A 2,620-nucleotide genomic window follows, 5' to 3' on the forward strand; every position below is an offset into this window, starting at 1 on the left:
TGAGGGAGCAGAAACTTCTACGTTTTTAATTGACAGTGGGGGTCATATCAACGCCAAATTAAGATGTGAAGCATTCAACAACGACACTTAATTTGACTACCGTAAACACTGAACTCAACCAGAACCAAAAATGCCAAGCGTGCCGAATCACTCTTAAATGTTTGTTATATGCATTTTTCGAAGTACTGAACTGGCATATTTTGATAGGAACCGTCACCACACGCCTTGAACCCAAGTTTAAGAAGTATGTGCTGCGAAGGCATGTTTTCAGGTCCAGTTATAGCAAGAATTTTCGTATAACCAATTTGATTTGCAAAAGAAAGGACGGCAGAACTTGCTTCGAATGCATACCCTTTACCCCGAGCTGAAACCTTAAGCCGATATCCAAGTTCAACTACACTTTCGCCTTTATGGTTAAATGATTCTATCCCACAATAACCAACTAGCTCGCCAGTCCTGCGTTCCACAACACAAAACTTTCCAATACCTTTATATTGAAATGCACTAACAAGCTCTTCAAAACGCGTATCTGCTTGCTCATGTGTCATTGCGCCAGTTGGAGAAAACGCCATAAAATCAGAATTACCAAGTAATTTTATAACTTCACTACGGTCTTGCTGCGTAAATTTTCTGAGCTCTAAACGCTCCGTTTTAATCACTTAATGCCTCCATGGATATAACGCGAAGTTAAGGGGGAAGCAACGCAACACCGAAGCCGCCCCTTACCACCTTAAACACTAAACTCAACGCACATCAAAAAAGCCAAGCGTTGTGAGTCACTCTTAAACAGTTTGTTCAATCTAATTTTTTATTTGGTTTGAAATTGCACTAATACAGCGTTTTGCCGAATTACAAACGCCGGACAACTGAAAGAAACCATGAATCACACCCAAATAACGTTCGCAGTAAGCCTCTACGCCTTGTGAAAGCATCAACTTGTATAAGTGCTCTCCCTCATCACGTAGCGGGTCAAACTCCGCGGTAATAATAGTTGTGATGGGCAAACCGCTGAAGTCTCTGTTTAAAAGGTTGAGCTCTGGCTCAACAATTTCTTTAGAGCTACAATTCGCGTATAACTCGAAACCAGAAAGAAGCATATTTGCCGTTATAATATAATCTGAACCATTTTCTCTATAACTTTTCGAATTGCCTGTTGGATCCAGCATTGGATAAATAAGAATTTGCTGACGAGGTAACCACTGCCCTAGCTTTTTCAATCTAAGCGTCGTAGCCAAAGCTAATTGCCCTCCGGCGCTATCGCCAACAAATACTAATTGCTCTGAATCCCCCCCATACTTGTGCGCTTGCTCCTTAATACCGAGTACAGCTTGGTATACATCATCGTGTGCTGCTGGATAAGCATGTTCAGGTGCAAGCCTGTATTGAATGCAAATAACTATCGAGTTGGATAGAAGAGCAATTTGTCTTAACTGAGCATCATGTGTACCAAAGCCACCACTGATGAAACAGCCTCCATGAAAATAGACTGTTATAGGTAAGTTGACTTCATCTGTAGGCTTGTAAACCTTAACCGGAATACTATTAATCACATCTAAGTATTCGCTTTCAATTTTAGGACTTTCACCAGCTAGTACAATGCTACCAATGTAGCCTGCCCGGCGATCAGCGATTGTTTGTGCTGAAGGGCAAGGTTTGCCATTAGATTCAAATTCTTCGACTAGCTCTCTGATGCCAGCTTCTAAGTACTTGGTCATTTTATAACTCTATAACTAAAAAACCGGTGAATAGTATACCAACACAAGGCATGTGTATCCACACAGTAGTAATGTGTGATGTAAATTAGATATAATTCCCTGTTAAAGGGTGATTAACGCAAAACAAAAACTACCGCATACCCGCCTAAACACTTAAACCAACGTATAATAAAAGTACCACGCATTGTGAATCAATTTTATACAGTTTGTTATGCATTTTGGTTTTACAAATTTAATAGCAAACTTTATACAGGAATTTCGGACACTACTTCCTTAGAAACCTAAAGAATAGAGAAAGAAAAGCAAATGCTATAAGACTTGAGCAAACGCGCCATTTAACTTGTTCGGCATTGATTTTATTTACCCTATGAAGGCCATCAGAGCTCGAAAGAAGAACTTCATCTCCAGCGTTAACGTAAACAGTATAATAAATATTATCTATATGCGTTCTAACTAGCCCAACACTCAGATTTTCTATATCTTTACGCGAACCATAGCCTAGGGAATAGTCATGATTTATTGAGTTAAAGTCATACCCTTGAATTTTAATATCGTACTTGTATTCTTTATCGAAAATAATTTGATAAGTTAATCCACGACCAGCTGCACCATGCTTACCTGTTACTTCAGCTTTATGGTGTAACACATCGGTATCAGTGTATGGACCCTCAATAACTCTATTTTCTACAACACTTGTCGACATAATAAAAATGGCTATGAGAACTCCAGGCGCATAGTGTGACCCACAAATTCTCTTAACACTACGAATCATACTTTTACTCGTATCTAGTAGCATTGATATTAGCTCCAACATAGATTAGTCAGTTATCACTAAACTACTGTTCAAAATACATAGACATAATGACCCCCACGAAAGGTGCTAGCCTCCAATATCGTGGGTTAGC

Annotated in this window: 3 protein-coding genes; all 3 read right to left on the bottom strand. The window is 39.4% G+C overall.

The features are described 5' to 3' along the window. Nucleotides 1-164: 164 nt before the first annotated feature. Nucleotides 165-659, bottom strand: coding sequence for a GNAT family N-acetyltransferase (locus JC606_RS22950; RefSeq protein ID WP_198779520.1), 495 nt, complete (start codon nucleotides 657-659; stop codon nucleotides 165-167). 141 nt (nucleotides 660-800) lie between these two features. Continuing rightward, the gene (locus JC606_RS22955) at nucleotides 801-1,715 is read right to left on the bottom strand and encodes an alpha/beta hydrolase (RefSeq protein ID WP_198779521.1); all 915 of its coding nucleotides are present in this window, start codon (nucleotides 1,713-1,715) and stop codon (nucleotides 801-803) included. A 265-nt stretch (nucleotides 1,716-1,980) separates the two neighbouring features. After that, complete coding sequence (locus tag JC606_RS22960) at nucleotides 1,981-2,511, bottom strand: hypothetical protein (protein WP_233090620.1); 531 nt, start codon at nucleotides 2,509-2,511, stop codon at nucleotides 1,981-1,983. Between the last annotated feature and the right edge of the window lie 109 nt (nucleotides 2,512-2,620).

It is taken from the genome of Vibrio sp. IB15 (assembly GCF_016406055.1).
Lineage (GTDB): Bacteria > Pseudomonadota > Gammaproteobacteria > Enterobacterales > Vibrionaceae > Vibrio > Vibrio chagasii.